Genomic DNA, 1088 nt, shown 5'->3' with positions numbered 1-1088 from the left:
GTGATGAGCTCCACCTCGATGGCGATGTTGTCGCCCGGCATCACCATTTCGACGTTCTCCGGCAGCTTCACCGAGCCCGTCACGTCCGTGGTGCGGAAGTAGAACTGCGGGCGGTAGCCCTTGAAGAACGGGGTGTGACGACCACCCTCCTCCTTCGACAGCACGTAGATCTGCGCCTTGAACTTGGTGTGCGGGGTGATGCTGCCCGGCTTGGCCAGCACCTGGCCGCGCTCCATGTCCTCGCGCTTTAGGCCGCGCACCAGCGCGCCGATGTTGTCGCCCGCCATGCCCTGGTCCAGCAGCTTGCGGAACATCTCCACGCCCGTGACGACCGTCTTCTGCGTCGGGCGCAGACCGACCACTTCCACTTCCTCGCCGACCTTGATGATACCGCGCTCGACGCGGCCCGTGGCCACCGTGCCGCGGCCGGAGATGGAGAACACGTCCTCCACCGGCATCAGGAAGGGCTTGTCCGTCGCGCGCTGCGGCGTCGGGATGTAGCTGTCCACCGCCTCCATCAGCTTCAGGATGGCCGGCTCGCCGATGTCGCTGGTGTCACCCTCCAGCGCCTTGAGCGCCGAGCCCGGGACGATGGGGATGTCGTCGCCAGGGAACTCGTACTTCTTCAGCAGGTCGCGGACTTCCATCTCCACGAGCTCGCGCAGCTCGGGGTCGTCCAGCATGTCCACCTTGTTCAGGAAGACCACGATGTACGGAACGCCGACCTGGCGCGCCAGCAGGATGTGCTCACGCGTCTGCGGCATCGGGCCGTCCGCCGCCGACACCACCAGGATGGCGCCGTCCATCTGCGCCGCGCCCGTGATCATGTTCTTCACGTAGTCGGCGTGGCCCGGACAGTCGACGTGGGCGTAGTGCCGATTCGTCGTCTGATACTCCACGTGCGACGTGGAAATCGTGATGCCGCGCTCACGCTCCTCCGGCGCCTTGTCAATCAGGTCGTACGCCAGGAACGTGGCGCCGCCCGTCTTCGCCAGCACCTTGGTGATGGCGGCCGTCAGCGACGTCTTGCCGTGGTCCACGTGTCCGATCGTGCCGATGTTCACGTGGGGCTTGTTACGCTCGAACTT

1 protein-coding gene is annotated in these 1088 nt (G+C 65.6%); it reads right to left on the bottom strand.

Annotation, left to right across the window (positions count from 1 at the left end; translation table 11 throughout):
• Positions 1-1088, bottom strand: a 1088-nt coding sequence (gene tuf, locus FL344_RS38150; protein ID WP_141621947.1) for an elongation factor Tu, incomplete at both ends; no start/stop codon positions are given.

It is taken from the genome of Myxococcus sp. AB036A (assembly GCF_006547355.1).
In the GTDB taxonomy this organism is placed as follows: Bacteria; Myxococcota; Myxococcia; order Myxococcales; family Myxococcaceae; genus Myxococcus; species Myxococcus virescens.
The sequence above is the reverse complement of the archived record's forward strand: the minus strand, read 5'-3'. Positions and strand labels throughout refer to the sequence as shown.